This is a genomic window from Achromobacter sp. DH1f (genome assembly GCF_000633435.1).
GTDB classification, from domain to species: domain Bacteria; phylum Pseudomonadota; class Gammaproteobacteria; order Burkholderiales; family Burkholderiaceae_B; genus Achromobacter; species Achromobacter deleyi.
Map to the genome: position 1 here is coordinate 221,213 of NZ_AYMF01000008.1, position 18,072 is coordinate 239,284.

Annotated in this window: 14 protein-coding genes and 1 pseudogene; 5 read left to right on the forward strand and 10 right to left on the reverse strand. The window is 66.9% G+C overall.

Annotated elements, in window-relative coordinates; all coding sequences use genetic code 11:
* Nucleotides 1-27 precede the first annotated feature (27 nt).
* The gene (locus tag U858_RS0107460; RefSeq protein WP_025136544.1) at nucleotides 28-2,256 is read right to left on the reverse strand and encodes an NADP-dependent isocitrate dehydrogenase; all 2,229 of its coding nucleotides are present in this window, start codon (nucleotides 2,254-2,256) and stop codon (nucleotides 28-30) included.
* Between the two features lie 470 nt (nucleotides 2,257-2,726).
* Here U858_RS0107460 and U858_RS0107465 point away from each other — a divergent pair, with 470 nt between their 5' ends.
* Both U858_RS0107465 and ilvA read left to right on the forward strand, forming a co-directional pair.
* On the forward strand, nucleotides 2,727-4,274 hold the full coding sequence (locus U858_RS0107465; protein WP_025136545.1) for a helix-turn-helix domain-containing protein: 1,548 nt from the start codon (nucleotides 2,727-2,729) through the stop codon (nucleotides 4,272-4,274).
* A 224-nt stretch (nucleotides 4,275-4,498) separates the two neighbouring features.
* The gene (gene ilvA, locus U858_RS0107470) at nucleotides 4,499-6,079 is read left to right on the forward strand and encodes a threonine ammonia-lyase, biosynthetic (protein WP_025136546.1); all 1,581 of its coding nucleotides are present in this window, start codon (nucleotides 4,499-4,501) and stop codon (nucleotides 6,077-6,079) included.
* A gap of 69 nt (nucleotides 6,080-6,148) precedes the next feature.
* On the opposite strand, the gene U858_RS0107475 is transcribed toward ilvA, so the two are convergent.
* The 5 genes from U858_RS0107475 to U858_RS0107495 form a co-directional block, all read right to left on the reverse strand.
* A complete protein-coding gene (locus U858_RS0107475) occupies nucleotides 6,149-7,099 on the reverse strand; it encodes a hypothetical protein (protein ID WP_025136547.1) in 951 nt (316 codons plus the stop codon).
* 70 nt (nucleotides 7,100-7,169) lie between these two features.
* Complete coding sequence (locus tag U858_RS0107480) at nucleotides 7,170-7,991, reverse strand: ABC transporter ATP-binding protein (RefSeq protein WP_025136548.1); 822 nt, start codon at nucleotides 7,989-7,991, stop codon at nucleotides 7,170-7,172.
* Nucleotides 7,992-7,995: 4 nt separating this feature from the next.
* Complete coding sequence (gene azu, locus U858_RS0107485) at nucleotides 7,996-8,475, reverse strand: azurin (RefSeq protein ID WP_025136549.1); 480 nt, start codon at nucleotides 8,473-8,475, stop codon at nucleotides 7,996-7,998.
* Between the two features lie 32 nt (nucleotides 8,476-8,507).
* Complete coding sequence (locus U858_RS0107490) at nucleotides 8,508-9,587, reverse strand: iron ABC transporter permease (RefSeq protein WP_025136550.1); 1,080 nt, start codon at nucleotides 9,585-9,587, stop codon at nucleotides 8,508-8,510.
* 21 nt (nucleotides 9,588-9,608) lie between these two features.
* Complete coding sequence (locus tag U858_RS0107495) at nucleotides 9,609-10,733, reverse strand: ABC transporter substrate-binding protein (protein WP_025136551.1); 1,125 nt, start codon at nucleotides 10,731-10,733, stop codon at nucleotides 9,609-9,611.
* Between the two features lie 211 nt (nucleotides 10,734-10,944).
* Between U858_RS0107495 and U858_RS0107500 the strand changes: the two genes are divergently transcribed.
* The 3 genes from U858_RS0107500 (at nucleotide 10,945) to U858_RS0107510 (ending at nucleotide 13,806) form a co-directional block, all read left to right on the forward strand.
* Nucleotides 10,945-11,628 (forward strand): response regulator transcription factor, encoded by a 684-nt coding sequence (locus U858_RS0107500; RefSeq protein WP_025136552.1) that lies wholly within the window; start codon nucleotides 10,945-10,947, stop codon nucleotides 11,626-11,628.
* The gene (locus U858_RS0107505; RefSeq protein WP_025136553.1) at nucleotides 11,621-12,898 is read left to right on the forward strand and encodes a HAMP domain-containing sensor histidine kinase; all 1,278 of its coding nucleotides are present in this window, start codon (nucleotides 11,621-11,623) and stop codon (nucleotides 12,896-12,898) included. The genes U858_RS0107500 and U858_RS0107505 overlap by 8 nt, the downstream gene beginning before the upstream one ends.
* A 122-nt stretch (nucleotides 12,899-13,020) precedes the next feature.
* Entirely contained in the window at nucleotides 13,021-13,806 is a 786-nt protein-coding gene (locus U858_RS0107510) for a hypothetical protein (RefSeq protein ID WP_157838785.1), read from the forward strand.
* A gap of 25 nt (nucleotides 13,807-13,831) precedes the next feature.
* Here the strand turns inward: U858_RS0107510 and U858_RS0107515 are convergent, their stop codons facing one another.
* The 4 genes and pseudogenes from U858_RS0107515 to U858_RS0107530 form a co-directional block, all read right to left on the reverse strand.
* The gene (locus U858_RS0107515; protein ID WP_025136555.1) at nucleotides 13,832-14,602 is read right to left on the reverse strand and encodes a hypothetical protein; all 771 of its coding nucleotides are present in this window, start codon (nucleotides 14,600-14,602) and stop codon (nucleotides 13,832-13,834) included.
* Between the two features lie 102 nt (nucleotides 14,603-14,704).
* A complete protein-coding gene (locus tag U858_RS0107520; RefSeq protein ID WP_025136556.1) occupies nucleotides 14,705-15,154 on the reverse strand; it encodes a hypothetical protein in 450 nt (149 codons plus the stop codon).
* Nucleotides 15,155-15,323: 169 nt separating this feature from the next.
* Nucleotides 15,324-17,651 (reverse strand): TonB-dependent siderophore receptor, encoded by a 2,328-nt coding sequence (locus U858_RS0107525; protein ID WP_025136557.1) that lies wholly within the window; start codon nucleotides 17,649-17,651, stop codon nucleotides 15,324-15,326.
* 159 nt (nucleotides 17,652-17,810) lie between these two features.
* Nucleotides 17,811-18,072 (reverse strand): annotated as a pseudogene (locus tag U858_RS0107530) (amino acid ABC transporter ATP-binding protein); the annotation flags it as partial.

Sequence of the window (18,072 nt, forward strand, 5' to 3'; positions counted from 1 at the left end):
TCCGGGCCTGGAGGCCCGGGGCAGGGCTTAGCCGATGTCGGCCAGCACCTGGTTCAGCGTGGCGCTGGGGCGCATGGCGCGGCTGGCCTTGTCTTCGTTCGGCTGGTAGTAGCCGCCGATGTCGACCGGCTGGCCTTGGGCCGCCTTCAGTTCTTCCAGGATCTTGGCTTCGTTCTTGACGAAAGCAGCCGCGGCCGGGGCGAACAGCTTGGCCAGGGCGGCGTCTTCGTTCTGGTCGGCCAGGGCTTGGGCCCAGTACGTGGCCAGGTAGAAGTGGCTGCCGCGGTTGTCCAGGCCGCCGACCTTGCGGTCGGGCGACTTGTTTTCGTCCAGGAACTTGGCGGTGGCCAGGTCGAGCGTGCTGCCCAGCACTTGGGCGCGGGCGTTGTTGTACGCGCGGCCCAGGTGATCCAGCGAGGCGGCCAGCGCCATGAATTCGCCCAGCGAATCCCAGCGCAGGAAGCCTTCTTCCAGGAACTGCTGCACGTGCTTGGGCGCCGAACCGCCGGCACCCGTTTCGAACAGGCCGCCGCCGGCGACCAGCGGCACGATCGACAGCATCTTGGCGCTGGTGCCCAGTTCCATGATGGGGAACAGGTCGGTCAGGTAGTCGCGCAGCACGTTGCCGGTGACCGAGATGGTGTCCAGGCCTTCGCGGATGCGCTTGACCGAGAACTTGGTGGCTTCGACCGGGTCGAGAATGCGCAGGTCCAGGCCGTTGGTGTCGTGGTCGTTCAGGTACTGCTTGACCTTGGCGATGACCTGGGCGTCGTGGGCGCGGTTTTCGTCCAGCCAGAACACGGCCGGCGTCTTGCTGACGCGGGCGCGGGTGACGGCCAGCTTGACCCAATCCTGGATCGCGGCGTCCTTGGTCTGGCACATGCGCCAGAGGTCGCCGGCTTCCACGGCTTGTTCCAGCAGGACCTTGCCCGACGCGTCGGTGACGCGCACGGTGCCGGCGGCCGGCACGATGAAGGTCTTGTTGTGCGAACCGTATTCTTCAGCGGCCTGGGCCATCAGGCCGACGTTGGGCACGCTGCCCATCGTGACCGGATTGAAGGCGCCGTTCTTCTTGCAGTCTTCGATGACGGCCTGGTAGACACCGGCGTAGCTGCGGTCGGGAATGACGGCCTTGGTGTCTTGCAGCTTGCCTTCGGCGTTCCACATCTTGCCCGAGTCGCGGATCATGGCGGGCATGGACGCGTCGACGATGACGTCGCTGGGCACGTGCAGGTTGGTGATGCCCTTGTCGGAATTCACCATGGCCAGCTGCGGCAGCGTCTTGTAGGCGGCGTCGATGTCGGCGGTGATCGCGGCTTGCTGGTCAGCGGGCAGCGACTGGATCTTGGCGTACAGGTCGCCAATGCCGTTGTTGGGATCGAAGCCGACCGACTTCAGGACGGCGGCGTGCTTGGCCAGCACGTCTTTGTAGAACACGGACACCACGTGGCCGAAGATGACGGGGTCCGAGACCTTCATCATGGTGGCCTTCAGGTGCACCGAGAACAGCACGCCCTGGGCGCGCGCGTCGTCGATCTGGGCCTGCAGGAAAGCCTTGAGCTTGGCGGTCGACAGCACGGCGGCGTCGATGATCTCGCCGGCCTTGACGGGGGTCTTTTCCTTGAGCACGGTCTGGGTGCCGTCGGCAGCGACCAGGGTGATCTTGACGTCACCGGCGTCGGCAATCAGGGCCGATTTTTCGGTGCCGTAGAAATCGCCGCCGTCCATGTGGGCCACGTGCGACTTCGAATCTGCCGTCCAGGCGCCCATCTTGTGCGGGTGCTTGCGGGCGTAGTTCTTGACCGACAGCGGCGCGCGGCGGTCGGAGTTGCCTTCGCGCAGCACGGGGTTCACGGCGCTGCCCTTGACCTTGTCGTAGCGGGACTTGACGTCACGCTCGGTGTCGTTGGCCGGGGCGTCCGGGTAGTCGGGCAGCTTGTAGCCTTGTTCCTGCAGTTCCTTGATGGCCGCCTTCAGCTGGGGCATCGAGGCGCTGATGTTAGGCAGCTTGATGATGTTGGCTTCCGGCGTGACGGCCAGGGCGCCCAGCTCGGCCAGGGCGTCGCCCAGCTTCTGGCTGTCGTCCAGGTAGTCCGGGAACAGGGCGATGATGCGGCCTGCCAAAGAGATGTCGCGGGTCTCGACCGTGATACCAGCGGACTTCGCGAAGGTCTGGACGATGGGCAGCAGCGAACGGGTTGCAAGCGCCGGAGCTTCGTCGGTGAGGGTATAGATAATCTTCGGAGTAAGAGACATGATCCTTGAATCTGTTCGGCTGTGGCGCTAGGCGCAAACCCGAACATGCTATGCGGCGTCAGCCGGTAGATGTTGTCGAGAGTGGGTTCGTATGGGCTGATGAAAGCCGCGCTGTCGCCAGCCCGGCCTTGATCAGCCCAACATGGCGCCGTCCGTCCTTTTTTGTGAGCCCAAAGCGGGGCCACCCGGTAGGTACGACTGCCACGAACCGAACATTGTAATACCGCGCCCCGCCTGCCGTGCACAGAAATAGGCGCCAAACGCCCGAAGGGCGGTCGAACGGGCGGGGTTTTTCGTCGAAAGACCACATTTTGCACCCAGGAATGGCGCCAAATCGCATCAATCTGCTGGCTTCGGCGTGCAAGTATTGGCTAATATTCGGCATCTGCCGGCGTCCAGGCGCGCGGCAGGCACGTGCGGGGCGCCGGATGACGATGGGCGTTGTACAGCCCCGGCGCGAGGGAGAGGCAATGCGGTTTGGCAACCTGATGTTCGATCCGATGTTCCGCTACGCCAGCCGTAACGATGGCAAGACGATTCACTTCACCCCGGTCGAAAGCGCGGCGCTGTCCCTCCTGACCGCCCACGCGGGCCAGATCCTGCCGCGCCATCGCCTGTTGGACGCCACGCAGCGTGGCGAAGTCGATGCGCTGGAACGCAGCGTCGACCTGCTGGTGAACCGCCTGCGCACCAAACTGGGCGACTCGGCCCGCACCCCGCGTTTCATTGCGACCAGCTACGGCGAAGGCTACAGCTGGATCGCCGCGTCCGCGCCCGAACCCGGTGAAGACGTCTACGTGGCCATCGGCCCGGCCGCTGGCCCCGAGGCCTTACGCATCGAGCCGCGCGTACGGGCCTTCCTGGACGACCTGGCTGACGCCTTGCGTGCGCGCCTGCCTTCTGAGCGCGGCGTGCGATTGCTGGCGCCCAAGGCGGGCGAGGGCGCCGATGCGCCGTATCGCGTCGAGGTCGGGCTGCGCCAGGATGCGGCCGGCGTGCATTGCGCCGTGGTGCTGCGCGCGGCCTCCAGCGGCGCGGCGCTGCGGGCCGAACGCTGGACCATCGCGCCCGACGACCTGGCCGGCGCCGCCCGCACGGCCGCCACGGCCTTTGCCGCGGCCATCAAAAGCGAAATCTGGCGCCACCTGGCCACCGCGGGCGGCCTGGCCGGCCCCACCGACGAACCCATCGAACTGCGGCTGCATCGCGCCGCGGTCTTGCTGTCGCGCACGCCGCAGACCTGGCTGGAATCCGAGGCCGAACTGCAAAAGTTGCGCGCCGAAGATCCGGACGATCCCCAGACCGCGCTGATGTGGGCCTCGCACCTGTATGCCCGCCTTGTGCTGGACCTGGCCAGCGACCCCGCCCAGCTCGAACCGCAGATCGAGGCGCTGGTGTTCCAGGCATTGCCGCACGCCCGCGGCAACCCCATGCTGGCGCTGGCCGCGGCCAAGCTGCTGTGCTTCGTCAGCCGCGACCACCTGGAACTGGCCGAGGCCCTGGCCGAAGACGCCTTCGCGCAAAGCACGGCCTTCGCGTCGGCCTTTGCCGTGCTGGGCCAGTTGCGTCTGAACCGTGGCCGCCTGCCGGAAGCCATCGATTACTTCGACCAGGGCATCGAGCTGGCCGAACCCGGTTCGGAATTCCAGGTGTTCCTGATGGTGCTCAAGTGCACCACGCTGCTGGCGCTGGACGACCGCCAGGCCTGCCTGGCGGCCTGCGAAACGCTGTATCGCACCAAGCCGCTGACGCGCATGCAGATGGGGCTGTTCCTGACGTCGCCCGACGAGGTGTTGCCCGACGACCTGCGCCAGATCCTGCTGTCGCTGGACGCGGGCCTCTTGCGCCGGCTGCTGCTGCATTTCGATTACCTGTTCGTGCGGCGCGTGCCGGATGCGGCCGGGCGAAAGAACATGTTCCGGGGCGTGCTGACGCAGCTGGCGCAGCACCGGCCGCTGGATGACCTGCCGGCGCCGGTGCGGGTGTATGCCGAGGGCGGCGTGGGCGAAGGCCTGTAGCGCAAAGGGCTGGCCGGCCGCGATTTGACAAAGCGCCGAGGTTGGAGGAAGCTTCACCCCCATGACTTCCCGCGCCGTCCGCATTTCGCTGATTATTACCATCATTCCGAGAATGGTGGGTTAGCGCACGACCGTAGTCAGTCAAACGAACCCGCCCCACGAGGCGGGTTTTTTGTTGCCGCCTCTGCCGGGTTTCCCCGTTTCCCCTGCCGCAGAGATCCGCCATGCAACAACCGCAAGCCGCCACCGCCACAGACACCGACACTTTCGCCCAGGGCCATGCCGCGCCCATGGAATACCTGCGCCAGATCCTGACTGCGCGGGTCTACGACATTGCCCGCGAGACCGAACTGGACCCCGCGCTGGGCCTGTCGCGGCGCCTGGGCAACCGCGTGTCGTTCAAGCGCGAAGACAACCAGCCGGTGTTTTCCTTCAAGGTGCGCGGCGCCTACAACAAGATGCGCAACACGCCGCAAGCGGCGTTGGACCGCGGCGTCATTACCGCATCGGCCGGCAACCACGCCCAGGGCGTGGCGATTTCCGCCGCCAAGCTGGGCGTGCGCGCCACCATCGTGGTGCCGCAGACCGCGCCCCAGGTGAAGGTGGACGCGGTGCGCGCCCACGGCGGCCCGACGGTGCAGGTGGTGCTGGCGGGCGATTCGTACAGCGATGCCTATGCGCATGCGCAGACGCTGGCCGCCGAACAGAACCTGACGTTCATTCCGGCGTTTGATGACCCCTATGTCATCGCCGGCCAGGGCACGGTCGGCATGGAAATCCTGCGTCAGCACCCGGGGCGGCTGGACGCGGTGTTCGTGCCCATCGGCGGCGGCAGCCTGGCGGCGGGCGTGTCGGTGTACCTGAAGGCGGTGGCGCCGCAGGTCAAGGTGATCGGCGTGCAGATCGCCGATTCCTGCGCGATGGCGCAGTCCATCGAGGCAGGCGAACGCGTCAACCTGGCCGAGGTGGGGCTGTTCTCGGACGGCACGGCGGTCAAGCTGGTGGGCGAAGAAACCTTCCGCCTGTGCCGCGAGTTCCTGGACGAAGTGCTGCTGGTGGACACCGACGCCGTCTGCGCGGCGATCAAGGATGTGTTCCTGGACACCCGCAGCGTGCTGGAGCCGGCGGGCGCCCTGGCGGTGGCCGGGTTGAAGCAGTACGTGGAACGCGAAGGCGCGCAGGATCAGGGGCTGGTAGCCATCACGTCGGGCGCCAACATGAACTTCGACCGCCTGCGGTTCGTGGCCGACCGCGCGGAAGTGGGCGAGGCGCGCGAGGCGGTCTTTGCGGTGACGGTGCCCGAAGAACGCGGCAGCTTTCGCCGGTTCTGTGGCGTGATCGGCCAGCGCAGCGTTACCGAGTTCAACTACCGCATTGCCGATGCGCGCACCGCCCGCATCTTCGTCAGCGTGCAGATCGGGCGCCGCGGCGAAGCGGCCGAGATCATGCAGGCGCTGACCGAACAGGGTTTCGCGGTCAGCGACCTGAGCCACAACGAGGTATCCAAGCAGCACATCCGCTACATGGTGGGCGGACGTTCGCCGCTGGCCGGCGGCGAACGCCTGTTCCGCTTCGAGTTTCCCGAGCGTCCCGGCGCGCTGATGACGTTCTTGTCGGCCATGGCGCCCAACTGGAACATCAGCCTGTTCCACTACCGCGCCCAGGGGGCCGATTTCAGCTCGGTGCTGGTGGGCATCCAGGCGCCGCTGGCGGACGACGCGGCGCTGGACAAGTTCCTGGCGCAGCTGGGCTACGCGCACTGGGAAGAAACGGACAACGAGGCGTACCGGCAGTTCCTGGTCTGAACGCCCATGCCCCGGCATCCGGCCGGGGCAGGATGCCGGGCACGCAAGGCCGTATCGGGCGAGGCCTGATCAGGCCGGCGTGCAGCGGGGCTTGCGCGGCAGGTCGACGCCCGGTTTCAGGTGCAGCATGGCCTTGCCCGGCGGGCCTGGCGTGAATTCCAGAGAACGTGCGCGCCAGGCGGGCAGATCGTCGTAGCGGATGTCGATCTTGCTGCTGACGCCCGTGGCGCCGGGGTCGAACTGCATGGCCGGCAGTTGCTGGCAGGTGTCCTTGGCATCCCAGCGGGCCAGCTCGCGTCCATCGGCCAGCCGCGCCACGCGAAAGCCCGCGGGGGTCGGCACGAATTCGGTGATGGCGGGCACGAACTGCATGTAGCCGTCGGCGTCCTTGACCTGTTTGGCGGGCTGGGTCTCGATGGCCTTGGACCCTGCCGGCACCGCCAGGTAGGCCACGTCGCCGTCCACGTCGAGCAGCCGGCCGGCGCCCAGGTTGATGGCCTGCAAGGGCGCATGGCGGATCAGCACGGTTTCGTTCCAGGCGGTTTCCACGCGGGTCCAGCCGGGCAGGCGCGCATCCAGAAAGCGCGTGACCTGGACGCTGTTGCGCTTGGGGTCTTTCGAGACATCGATACGCTGCGCGCGCAGGGCGCCGTTCACCACCTGCAAGTAGGCCAGCACGGTGCTCGCGCTGCCGCTGGTGAAGAACGCCAGCACGCCGCCGTCCAGCGCCTGCGCGCCGTTGGGGCAATAGAAGGCGCGTTGCGGCGGCCCCTTGCCATCGGCAAACAGCAGGTCGGCCACGTCTTTGCCGCACAGGGCCTGGCCCTGGAAGGTGAGGGTGGTGCTGCGCGTCTGCTGGCGCTGGCCGGTGTTCCAATCCTGCCGGCTGCCGCTGTTGACTTCGGCCACCAGGCCGTCGCGGTTGTAGATCGTGTCGGCAGTGGCGGACGTGCCCAGCAGGGCGGCTGGCAGTGCGGCCAGCAGGAAAAGGGGCTGTGTCAGCGCGCGGCGGGCTTTCATCGTTCGGCTCTCGGCAAGCAGGTCGGCGGTCGACGGAGCCTTGACTATATAACGTCAGGTCAACCTGTCGTCAGGCCAGCCCGTCCACATGCACCTGCGGCTGGCCTTGCGGACAGCGCTCCACCCGCGCCCGCACGCCGTAGGCGCGGCGCAGCGTGTCGGCGGTCACGACATCTTGCGGCGGCCCTTCGGCCAGCAGCGCGCCGCCATGCAGCAGCAAGGCCCGGTCGGCGTGGCGCAGCGCGATGTTCAGGTCGTGCAGCACCACCAGCGTGATGAGGCGATGGCGCGCCGTCTGGCGGCGCAGCACGTCCATCACGTGGAACTGGTAGTTCAGGTCCAGCGCCGACAGCGGTTCGTCCAGCAGCAGCAGCCGCGGCCGGCGCACCAGCGCCTGCGCCAGGGACGCCAGCTGCTTCTGGCCGCCCGACAGTTCATCCAGGTAGCGGCTGGCCAACGGGCCGATGCCCAGTTCGGTCAGTACGCGCATGGCTTCGCCCATCAGTGCGTCACCGCTCTGGCCATGGCGGCCCGAGCGAGCGGCCACCAGGACGGATTCCAGCACCGTCATGTGTACGCCCTTGGGCAAAGCCTGGGGCATGTACATGGCTTGCGCGGCCCGCTGCGCCGGTGGCAGGCGTCCGAAATCCGTACCGTCCAGCCGCAGCGTGCCGCCCTGCATCGGGTTCAGCCCCGCCAGGGTCTTGAGCAGCGTCGATTTGCCGCTGCCGTTGGGCCCCAGCAGCGCCGTCAGCGAGGCCTCGGGCAAGGCCTTGGCGTGCAGGTTGCGCAGCACCGGCCGGCTGCCGTAGCCGGCCGTCAGGCCGCGGATTTCCAGCGTCGCGTTGGCCGCCGCCGTGCCGCCTGGCAAGGGGATGTCCCGCAGATTCATGGCGTCAGGGTTGCAGCGTCAGCGTGCCGCGCATGTGCTGGGCGTGCGCCGGGAACGAGCAGTAGAAGGTGTACGACTGCCCGGCGGCCAGGCGGCTGACGGGGAAGGTCACGGTGGCGGTTTCGCCGCCGCCCAGCATCGGCGTCTTGGCCAGGATGCGGGCGTCGCCGGGGGCCAGGAACTCGTGCGCGGCGCCGGCCTTCAGGCCGTCGATCATCACCGCGTCGATCTCCTCGGTCTTGGTCAGCACCCAGTTGTGGCCGGCTTTTTCCTTGCTGTTCTTGCCGGTGTGGATCAGGCGCACCGTGAAATCCTTGCAGGTCGAGGGCACCACGATGTGGTTGGGTTCGAACTTCTTGCCGGGCTGGCCTTGCACGTCGATGGTGCAAGCGGCCGTGGCGGGCGCTGCAGCGACGGGCTCGGCGGCATGGACGGCGCCGGCGGCGAACAGGGCGGCCAGGGCAAGCGTGTAGCGGTGTTGCATGGGAAAGCGTCTCCGAAGTTCAGAAAAATGCGTCAGCTGCGCTTCAAGGCGCGGACGACGATGGTGAGAAAAAAGGGAATGCCGACCAGCGACGTCACGATGCCCACCGGAATCAGCGCGCCGGGCAGCACGGTCTTGGACGCGACCGAGGCCAGCGACAGGATCAACGCGCCGGCCAGCGCGCTGCCCGGCAGGTAATAGCGGTGGTCTTCGCCCAGCAGCAGGCGGGCGATGTGCGGCGCCACCAGGCCCACGAAGCCGATGGTGCCCACGAACGACACGGCCAGCGCCGCCAGCGCGCTGACGCGCAGCAGGCTCACCAGGCGCAGGCGCTTGACGTCGATGCCGAAGCTGGCCGCGCGTTCTTCGCCCAGCCGCACGGCGGTCAGTTTCCAGGCGTCGCGCATCGAGAACGGCAACGCCAGCGCCAACGCGGCGGCCATCACGCCCACGGTCGTCCAGGTGGCGCGGGCCAGGCTGCCCATGGTCCAGAACACGATGCCTTGCAGGGCCTCTTCGCTGGCCACGAACTGCAGCAGCATCACCAGCGCCTGAAACGAATACACCAGCGCAATGCCGAACAGCACGACCCCCAGCGTCGAACCGCCGCGCCAGCGCGCCACCCGTTCCAGGATCAGCACCGACACCAGCGTGCTGGCAAAGGCGGACAGCGACACCACCATGCCCGGCGGCAGCGCCGGCACGTGCCAGTCGAGCGTGATCGCCAGCGACGCGCCGAAGGCCGCCGCCGCCGACACGCCCAGCGTGTAGGGGCTGGCCAGCGGGTTGTCCAGCATCGTCTGCATCTCGGCGCCGCCCAGACCCAGCGCCACGCCCACCAGCAGGGCCATCAGCGCATAGGGCAGGCGAAACTGCCAGACGATGACGCGCGCGCCGGCATCGGCCGCGTCGGGGTGCAGCAGCGTGCGCAGCAGGTCGGCCGGCGCGAGGCCCGCCGGCCCGGTGGCAATGTCGGCCAACAGGCTGACGGCAATGGCCAGCGTCAACAGCAGGGCCAGCGCCAGCCGCCGCTTCTGCGTGCGGCGGTGCAGGGCAATGGCGTCAAGCGGGGCGGCGGCGGTGGCCGCCCTGGCAAGTGCGGAAAGCGACATGATCAGCGTGCCCGGCCGTGCCTAGCGGCCCGCCGGCGCGGTCCAGTAGGTGCCCGCGCCGTCCACGTCCAGGAAGTCGCGGTACAGCGTGTCCAGCGTGGCGCGGGGGTCCAGCGCGGCGGCGCGTTCCGGATACAGCCACTTGGCCATCGCTTCCACCGCCGCCACGTTGTAGGGCGAGTTGTAGAACGCGTGCCAGATGCCGAAGGCGCGGCCCTTCTTGACCGCCTCCAGGTCGCGGATGCCGTCACGCTCGAGCAACGTGGACAGGCTGGCGGCCGACACGTCCGCTGCGGCGCCGGGGCCTGCCAACAGGCCTGCGCGGCCGGGTTCCGAGCGGCTGCCCGTGGCGATGTACACCTGGGGCTGGGCCTGCAGCAGGAATTCCATGCTGACATCGCCAATGGCTCCCGGCAGCACCGGCGCGGCCACGTTCACGCCGCCTGCGGCTTCCAGCAGGTCGCCAAAACTGCCGTTGCCCGTGCTGTGGCAGCACGCCGGCCACACGCCCGCCAGCATTTCCACGAACACGCGCGGCCGCTCGGCCTGCGGCACCGGCTGCACGATCTGGCGCACCCGCGCCATGTGCGATTCATAGAACGCGATATAGCGCTCGGCCGCGTCCTGGCGGTCCAGCGCCTGGCCCAGGATGCGCAGGCTGGGCACCGTGTTCTGCACGGGATGCTGCCGGAAATCGATGAACACGATGGGAATGCCGGCGTCCTGCAACGACGCAATCATCGGATTGTTGCGGCCCGGGCCATGGCCGCTCAGGCTGAACACCGCCACGTCCGGCTTGAGCGACACGATCTTCTCGGGGCTCACGCTGGCTTCCGACGTCTTGCCGATCAGCGGCACGTCGGCCGCCTTCGGAAAGCGCTTCACCAGTTGCTGCCAGGAATACGGGTCCTGCTGCTTCAGTTCGCCTTGCCAGCCCACCACCCGGGCCACCGGGTCGGCGCGGTCCAGCAACGCCATCGCGAACACAAAGCGGCCTTCGCCCAGCAGCACCCGCTGCGGGTGGTCGGGCACCGTCACCACGCGCCCGGCCAGGTCGGTCACCTGGCGGGCCTGGGCGGTGGGCGCGGCAGCGAAAAGGGTGGCGGCGACGGCCAGCGCCGCGGGGAACATAGCTTTCAAACGCATGGAGGGATCCTGTGGCCACGACGTGCGCCGCGGGGATGCGGGTAACGCGAACCATTCCTATCGCCGTGCAGTCTCCGCCATCCCGTCTCAAGAAAGCGTTAAGACGCGTTGCCGCTGTGGCGCCGGGGCCGCAAGCGGCAGGCCAGCGAATGGGCGGGCAGGGGTGGCGCTTACAATATGAGACTGATTTCCATTTCCGGCACTGCCCGACATGCGCGTTCTTGTCATCGAAGACGACCCCGACATCCTGGCCAACATCACGCACCACCTCACGCGCCGCGGCTACATCGTCGACTGCGCCGAAGACGGCTTGCGCGGCTACGCCATGGCGGCCACGGGCGGCTTCGACCTGATCGTGCTGGACCTGATGCTGCCCCGGCTGGACGGCTACGACCTGTGCCGCCGCCTGCGCACCGAGGCCGCCTGCGACACCCCCGTCATCATGGTCACCGCGCGCGACACCCTGGACAACCGGCTGACCGGTTTTGATGCCGGGGCCGACGACTACCTGGTCAAACCCTTCGCCCTGGCCGAACTGGCTGCCCGCGCCAAGGCCCTGCTGCACCGGGCCAGCGGCGCGGGCGCTGCGCGCGTGCTGCGCGTGGGCGACCTGACGCTGGATACCGGCACCCTGGCGCTGACCCGCGCCGGCCAGCCCCTGCGCCTGCCGCCATCGCCCCTGCAACTGCTGATGCTGCTGATGCGCGCCAGCCCGGCCGTGGTGCATCGCGGCCGCCTGGAAGAAGCCCTGTGGCGCGATTCGCCGCCCGACAGCGACAGCCTGCGCACGCATATCCACCAGATCCGCCAGGTGGTCGACAAACCGTTCGACACCCCCTTGCTGGTCACCGTGCACGGCATCGGCTACCAGCTACGGGCCGCCGCCGATGCGTAGCGCGCGGCGCGGCCTGGCCCGCCACCTGGTGCTGACTTACGTACTGCTGGCCCTGCTGGTCGGCGGCGCATTGACCTGGGTGTCGATCTGGAGCGTCAACAAGCTCGAAGTCCATCTGCAACGCATCGATATGGGCATGGCCGTGGACCGCGTACGCGGCGACTTCCTGGCCGGCATCGACCCGGGCCGGCCGCATCGTTTCTTCCATGGCGACCCCGGCGGCCCGGCGTTTCCGGACTGGCTGCGGCGCCTGGGGCCCGGCTTTCACAAGATCGAGCGCGACGGCCGCGTGTGGCACGCCATGGTCGACGACAAAGACGGCCAGCGCTACATGCTGCTGCGCGACTACACCGAATACGAACGCAACCAGGCGACGTCCCACTGGACCGTCGTCACGGGTCTTGCCGCCAGTCTGGTCCTGGCCTTCGTCCTGGGCACCCTGGCCACGCGCCGCATGCTGCGCCCGCTGGCGCGCCTGGCCGCGCAAGTCACCGCCCGCGGCGCGCAACCGCCCCAGACCCGCCTGGCCGAAGACTATCCCCCCGACGAAATCGGCCGTCTGGCCGCCGCCTTCGACGCCACCTACAACCAGCTCGAACAGGCCTTGCGCCGCGAACAGCTCTTTACCGCCGACGTCGGCCACGAGTTGCGCACGCCGCTGATGGTGATTTCCAGTTCGTGTGAATTGCTGCTGGACGAGCCGGGGCTGGACGACGCGGGCGCGGCGCGGGTGCGGCGGATCGCGGCGGCGGCAACCGACATGGGCGAGCGGCTGGACACGTATCTGATGCTGGCGCGGGGCCGCGATGCCGGCGCGCAGTTCGTGCGGGAAAGCGCGGTCGAAGCGGCGCGCGAGCAAGTCTCGGCCTGGAGCGCGGTCGCGCAGCGGCGGGGGATGACGTTGACGCTGCAAGCGGACGAGGTTGACGACAAGCAGGGCGTCGAGCCCGACGCGCGCTTTCCCGCGCCGCTGCTGCGCGCGGTGTTGTCGAACCTGATCCGCAACGCCTTGCAATACGCAGGCCCGGGCGCGCTCGTCACGGTCCAGACCGGCAGGGGCTATCTGCAGGTCGCCGACGACGGCCCGGGTATCCCGGCCGAACGCCAGGAGGCCATCTTCAGTCCCTTTGTACGTGGCTCGCAGCCGGACAACGGCAACCTGGGGTTGGGCTTGTCGTTGGTGCAGCGGATTTGCGAACATCAGGGATGGACGGTGTCATTGCGGTCGCAGGCGGGGCAGGGGAGCGTTTTCCGGGTGGAAATGGGATGACGGCATGTACGATGTGCAACCACTAAAGAGACTGATCCGGAATCCACGAAAATGCCATGGTCCAGCGTCACGGAGATGTGGGAGAAGCCCACGGGGGAAGTCGAGCAATGCATTGCAGGTTGATGGTGATCTTCATCTGTTGGAGTCTGTGGTTTGGGGTGGCGCAAGCCGATTCGATCTCTCAGGCGCCTCGTTCAATCGGATACGCGCCCAGCGCGGCCGAGCGCATGGTGTTCGACTTGCTTGTCGCCGATGACCTACTCGGTTTTGCCGAGGGCCGTGAGACCTATGCCGCCAACAAGATGAACGTGGCGGTCACCCGTGCCGCGGCGACAGAGGTGGCGCGTGCCTACGCCCAGGACCGCGTTGCGGCCGGCAAACGGTACGTCAATAGACTCGTGCTGATGCCGGGCCGCGTCGCCTCAGCGGTCAAGGACGAGACCGGAACCGTGTCGATGGTGTTTGCTGAGATCGGGTCTCTTCAGGTGCGCGCGCGCATCGCGGACGACTCTGCCGTGCGCCGCCGGGTCTTGGTGCCTGGGGAAAGCGTGACCTTGGCCTGCAAGGCGCCGGCTTCAGCGGGTAAAGACCTGCGCTTTGAGGATTGCCATGCCGGCCAGGAGTCGGGCGAGCGCATCTGGGCGGGCCTGCGCCGGCAGCTGGACGGCTTCTATCGCGGCGAGCGCGCCGAGGATGTCGCCATTCCCACGTTGGCGGTCAATGTCGCGCTGTACGCGCAGGCGCTACCCGCCGACAGCGGCTGCCCAGGCAATGCGCAGCGCTGTGGCGCTGCGTTGCAGTCGATTGGGCCCTTCAGCGGTTCACAGTTGAAAGCGGTCACCAGCCGCTTTCAGAAGTCGGGCCTGGACTTGCATCATTTCGAAGACATGCGTCAATCCAATAACTAGCCTGTCAGGGCCGTCGGCAGGTGGCCTATTCCGCAAAATTCTCCGTGTAGCCGAGCAGCAGCACATTGCCGTCGGCCACGATCTCGACGAGCTGGCGCCACGAAGCCTGGTACTGCTCGCCCGCGCAGCCATACAGGTCCGCCAGGTCGGCCACCAAGGCCTCGGCTGCCGCGGTACCTGGCGGCGTATCGCGCACGAACCCCAGCCACGATGCGCCAAGGCCCAGGAAGCGGTAGCCATGCCGCTCGTGCAGGCGCCGGATCACCGCATGGTTCTGGAACACATCCCAGTCGCAGGAAAAGTAGCCATTGGGCAGGGCGGCGATCATGAAGGTGTCGTCGGGCACGGTGACGCGCTGGAGGTAGACCACGCTATCGATCACCCGATCGGGATCGCGGTTGGTGGCCACCAGGACGTCTACATCTTCCTGGGTGGTCATCAGCGTGCCGCACACGTCTTCCCAGGACTGGCGCAATGCCGCGTCCTGCAATCGCGTCACCACGTGAGCCGCGCGACGCACCTCGAAGGCGTGCACCGATTCCGGGTCGTCGAAGTCGGTGTCGCCGTAGTCCATGTCGATGCGATCGTCATTGCCCGCGTGGCCGCTGGTGTAGCAGCACTGGTTGATGTCGTCGAGCGTGCAGAAGTAGCGGTGGCCAGGGTCGGCCCGCCGCAACTCGTCCAGGCATTGCAGCACCTTGCGCAGCGACACGGCGCCGGACAGCCGGCGATGGCTGAGGGTGTCGACAGGCTGGAAGGCGTACTGCCCGCGGTAGTCGACGGGGGTGATCTCCATGGCGGTCTTGCGCTCCGGGTGGTGGGCTTGAGGGGCAGTGTACAAGCTGCCGGTGAGGTTCAAGAAGACGTCGCCTCAGCCAATGTCTTGCGTCGCTGCGCCTCAGCGCTGCTTGTCCTGAGATTCAATGAAAACTCTGAACCGCTCGCAGATCCCCGTCCCGACATCCGAGAGCACGAAGAAGAACAGTTCAATCATTTCCGGGGCTTCAAGCTCGGTGGTTGCGTCGGTGTCTTTATCGTAGAGACTGCAGATCACCGCTCTGAGAAAATGCTTCTTGGGGCAATCGGGCTCGGCGTGGTAGAGCTCCCAGGTCTTTGCCCTTGTCTGACGTAGCTCGGAAACCGCGGGATGCTTTCCAGGAGTGAGCCGCAGCCCCAGCGTCTCGGTCGTCCACCGCAGGAACTTGCTCGAAAATAGTCCTTTCTCACACATTTCCGTGGCGAGCTGCTGGAGGAACCGGGAGAAGATCAGGGCTGACTCGTCAAATGAGAAGGCGTTGAGGTCGATGTGTGCTTCAAGTAGATCAAGTTGAATCGCGGCTTCGCTCATTTTTTTCTCGTCAAGGGTTGTCAGTGGGGGGCCGGCACGCAATTCTGATGGCTTGTTTGCTGAGGCTCGAAAGGGCATCTTCTGAAAAGCAAAAATCCGGAATGCGCACCCAAGCTACGCATTCCGGACTCAAAGGAGAATTGGAAGATTCTTAATTTCCAGAACGTTTCTAAAACGACAACTCCGCCGTAAACGTCACTGTCCGCCCAGCCCCCGGCACCCCATACAGCTGGAACCCATCCAGCGACGCACCTACGCGGCTGTAATAGAACTTATTGAACAGATTCTCGACGTTCATCCCCACCGTCAGCGCCTTGTCCACGCGATAGCGCGCCGCCACGGAATGCAGCCAGTACGACGGTGCCTTCTCGTCATCCCGAACCCAGATCGGATGCGTGCCCGACGGCCCGGAGACCGTGGCGCTGTTGTTGTTCTTGCCGCCGACGTATTTGTTGTCGGTGTAGCGCCGCTTGCCGACGTATTGCGCACCGTAGCTGAGCGACAGGCGGTCGGTGGCGGCGTAGGTGGTCCACAGGTTGAAGGTCAGGTCGGGGACGTTCTTGGCTTCTTCGCCGCTGTTGGCCCCTTTGGTGATGCGGCTTTTCATGGCGCTGACGCCTGCGAACGCCGACCAGCGCGGGGTGATGTTGCCGGACAGTCCCAGTTCGATGCCGTCAACGCGCTTGGCCGGCAGGGCGCGCACGACGTCGGTGGCGTCGTCGCCGTATTCCCACGAGTCGGATAGCTCGGTGCGGAAGAGGGCGCTGGTCAGCGACAGGTCGCCGCCGGCGGCGTCCCATTTGGCGCCCAGTTCCCAGGTCTTGGAGACGGCGGGCTTGTAGGTGTCGCCACCGGTCGCGCCATAGATGTTGTTGTTGGTCGAGGCGCCCAGCGCAGACGGTTGGGCGGCCTGGCTGTACGCGGCGTAGAGGCTGGCTTGTTCGACGGGCTTGTAGGTCAGGCCGACGCGGCCGCTCCAGGCGCCGTCTTCGATGCGGTTGGTGGTGTGGTTGCCGGCCGAGCCGGAGACCTGGGTGACGCGGTAGCGGTCGTAGCGCAGCGCGCCTTGCACCAGCCAGTGTGGCGTCAGGGTGACATTGTCGGCGACGTACAGGCCGGTATTGAAGACGCGGGCTTCGTTGCCGCTGTTGCCCTTGACGGTGTCGACCCCGCCCATGTCGACGCCGCCGGTGTTGCGCAGGTCGATGGTGGGGTTGGTGGACGGGGCCTTGATGGTGCGTTCGTGGTCGCCGTAGGTTTCCTGGTAGAACTCGATGCCGGTGACAAGCTGGTGCTTGATGCCGCCGGTCTGGAAGTCCAGGTTCAGGTTGCTCTGGTTGGCCAGGATGGTGTAGCGCTTGGACGTGCCGAAGTCGTTGCCGCGCAGTTGGGCGTAGGGGCTGGGATTGTCCAGCGCGGTGTAGCCGCTATAGGACGCAATGCCGTCGGCGCTGTTGACCAGCGGGCCGGCGCCGACGTAGCCGTAGGACGTGCGTGACGTGCTGTTGAAACGCGCGGGCGACAGGACGCCGATGCGGTCGGTCTGCTGCCAGCGGCTGATGTTGGACAGGCGCACGCCCTTGTTGAAGTCGTGTTCGACTTTCAGGGTGGCCTGGTCGGTGCGGGTCTGCTCGGTGTAGAGCGACGGATCGCCGTACCAGGCGTTGCGCGCGACGTTGGGCATGCGCTGGCCGCCGGTGCCGCGCTGGATAGGCACGCCGCCGTCGGGGATGTTGTTGTCTTCCTGGTGCAGGTAGTTGAAGGTGACGCGGGTGGGCGTGCCCAGGCCCATGGCCAGCGATGCGGCGATGCCGGAGCGGTCGAATTCGGTGACGTCGCGCTCGGCCACGCCGTTGTGGTGGCGCATCAGGTTGATGCGCAGGGCCGAGCTGTCGGTCAGTTCCTGGTTCAGGTCGGCGGTAATACGGCGGTAGTGGTCGGTGCCCAGGCCGCCGGACGCCTTGTAGAACGACCCCAGGCGGGCTTCCTTGCTGACCAGGTTGACGCTGCCGCCCACGGCGGACACGCCGGATTCAATGGATCCGGTGCCCTTGAAGACTTCGGCCTGTTCCAGGTTGAAGATGTCGGTGCGGCTGGACAGGCCCGCGTCGCGGATGCCGTCGACGGTGATGCTTTGTTCGGCCGAGAACCCGCGGATGGTGAACATGTCGCCCCAGCCCAGGTTGCCTTCGCCGGAACTGAAGGTGATGCCGGGCACGTTGCGCAGCACGTCCTGCAGGCTCTGGGCCTGCTGTTCTTCCAGCACGGCGCGGGGCACGACGGTGATGCTTTGCGGGGTGTCCAGCAACGGCTCGGTGAATTTGCCGGACTGGACGCGGTCGGCCTTGTAGGGCGGGGCGTCGCCTTGCACCGTGACGGGGGCCAGCTGCACGGCGGTGTCGGCCGGCTGGGCCTGGGCGCTGGCGGCGGCGCCTAGAGCGATGCCCAGGGTTTTGAGCGCGAACGCGCCGCGGGGAGGGGAGAAGGACTGCGCCATGAAAAGTTCCAAGAGAAGTGCCAATGAGAATCGTTGGCGATTCTAGGTAGGCGAGTCTCAAGATCTTGTTAAGGCGCGGGTGGAAACGGATCGGCCGGCTTGTGGCGCTTGGGTTGTACGAACCGCGGGGCAGTGACCAAAGCCGCCCCGCGTTCCAGATCAATGCAGGATCTGGCTCAGGAACAGCTTGGTGCGTTCGTTCTGCGGATTGTCGAAGAACTCGTCCGGGCTGTTCTGCTCGATGATCTCGCCGCGGTCCATGAAGATCACGCGGTTGGCGACCTTGCGCGCAAAGCCCATTTCGTGGGTCACGCACAGCATCGTCATGCCGCTTTCCTGGGCCAGGTTGACCATCACGTCCAGCACTTCCTTGACCATTTCCGGGTCCAGGGCCGAGGTGGGCTCATCGAACAGCATGATC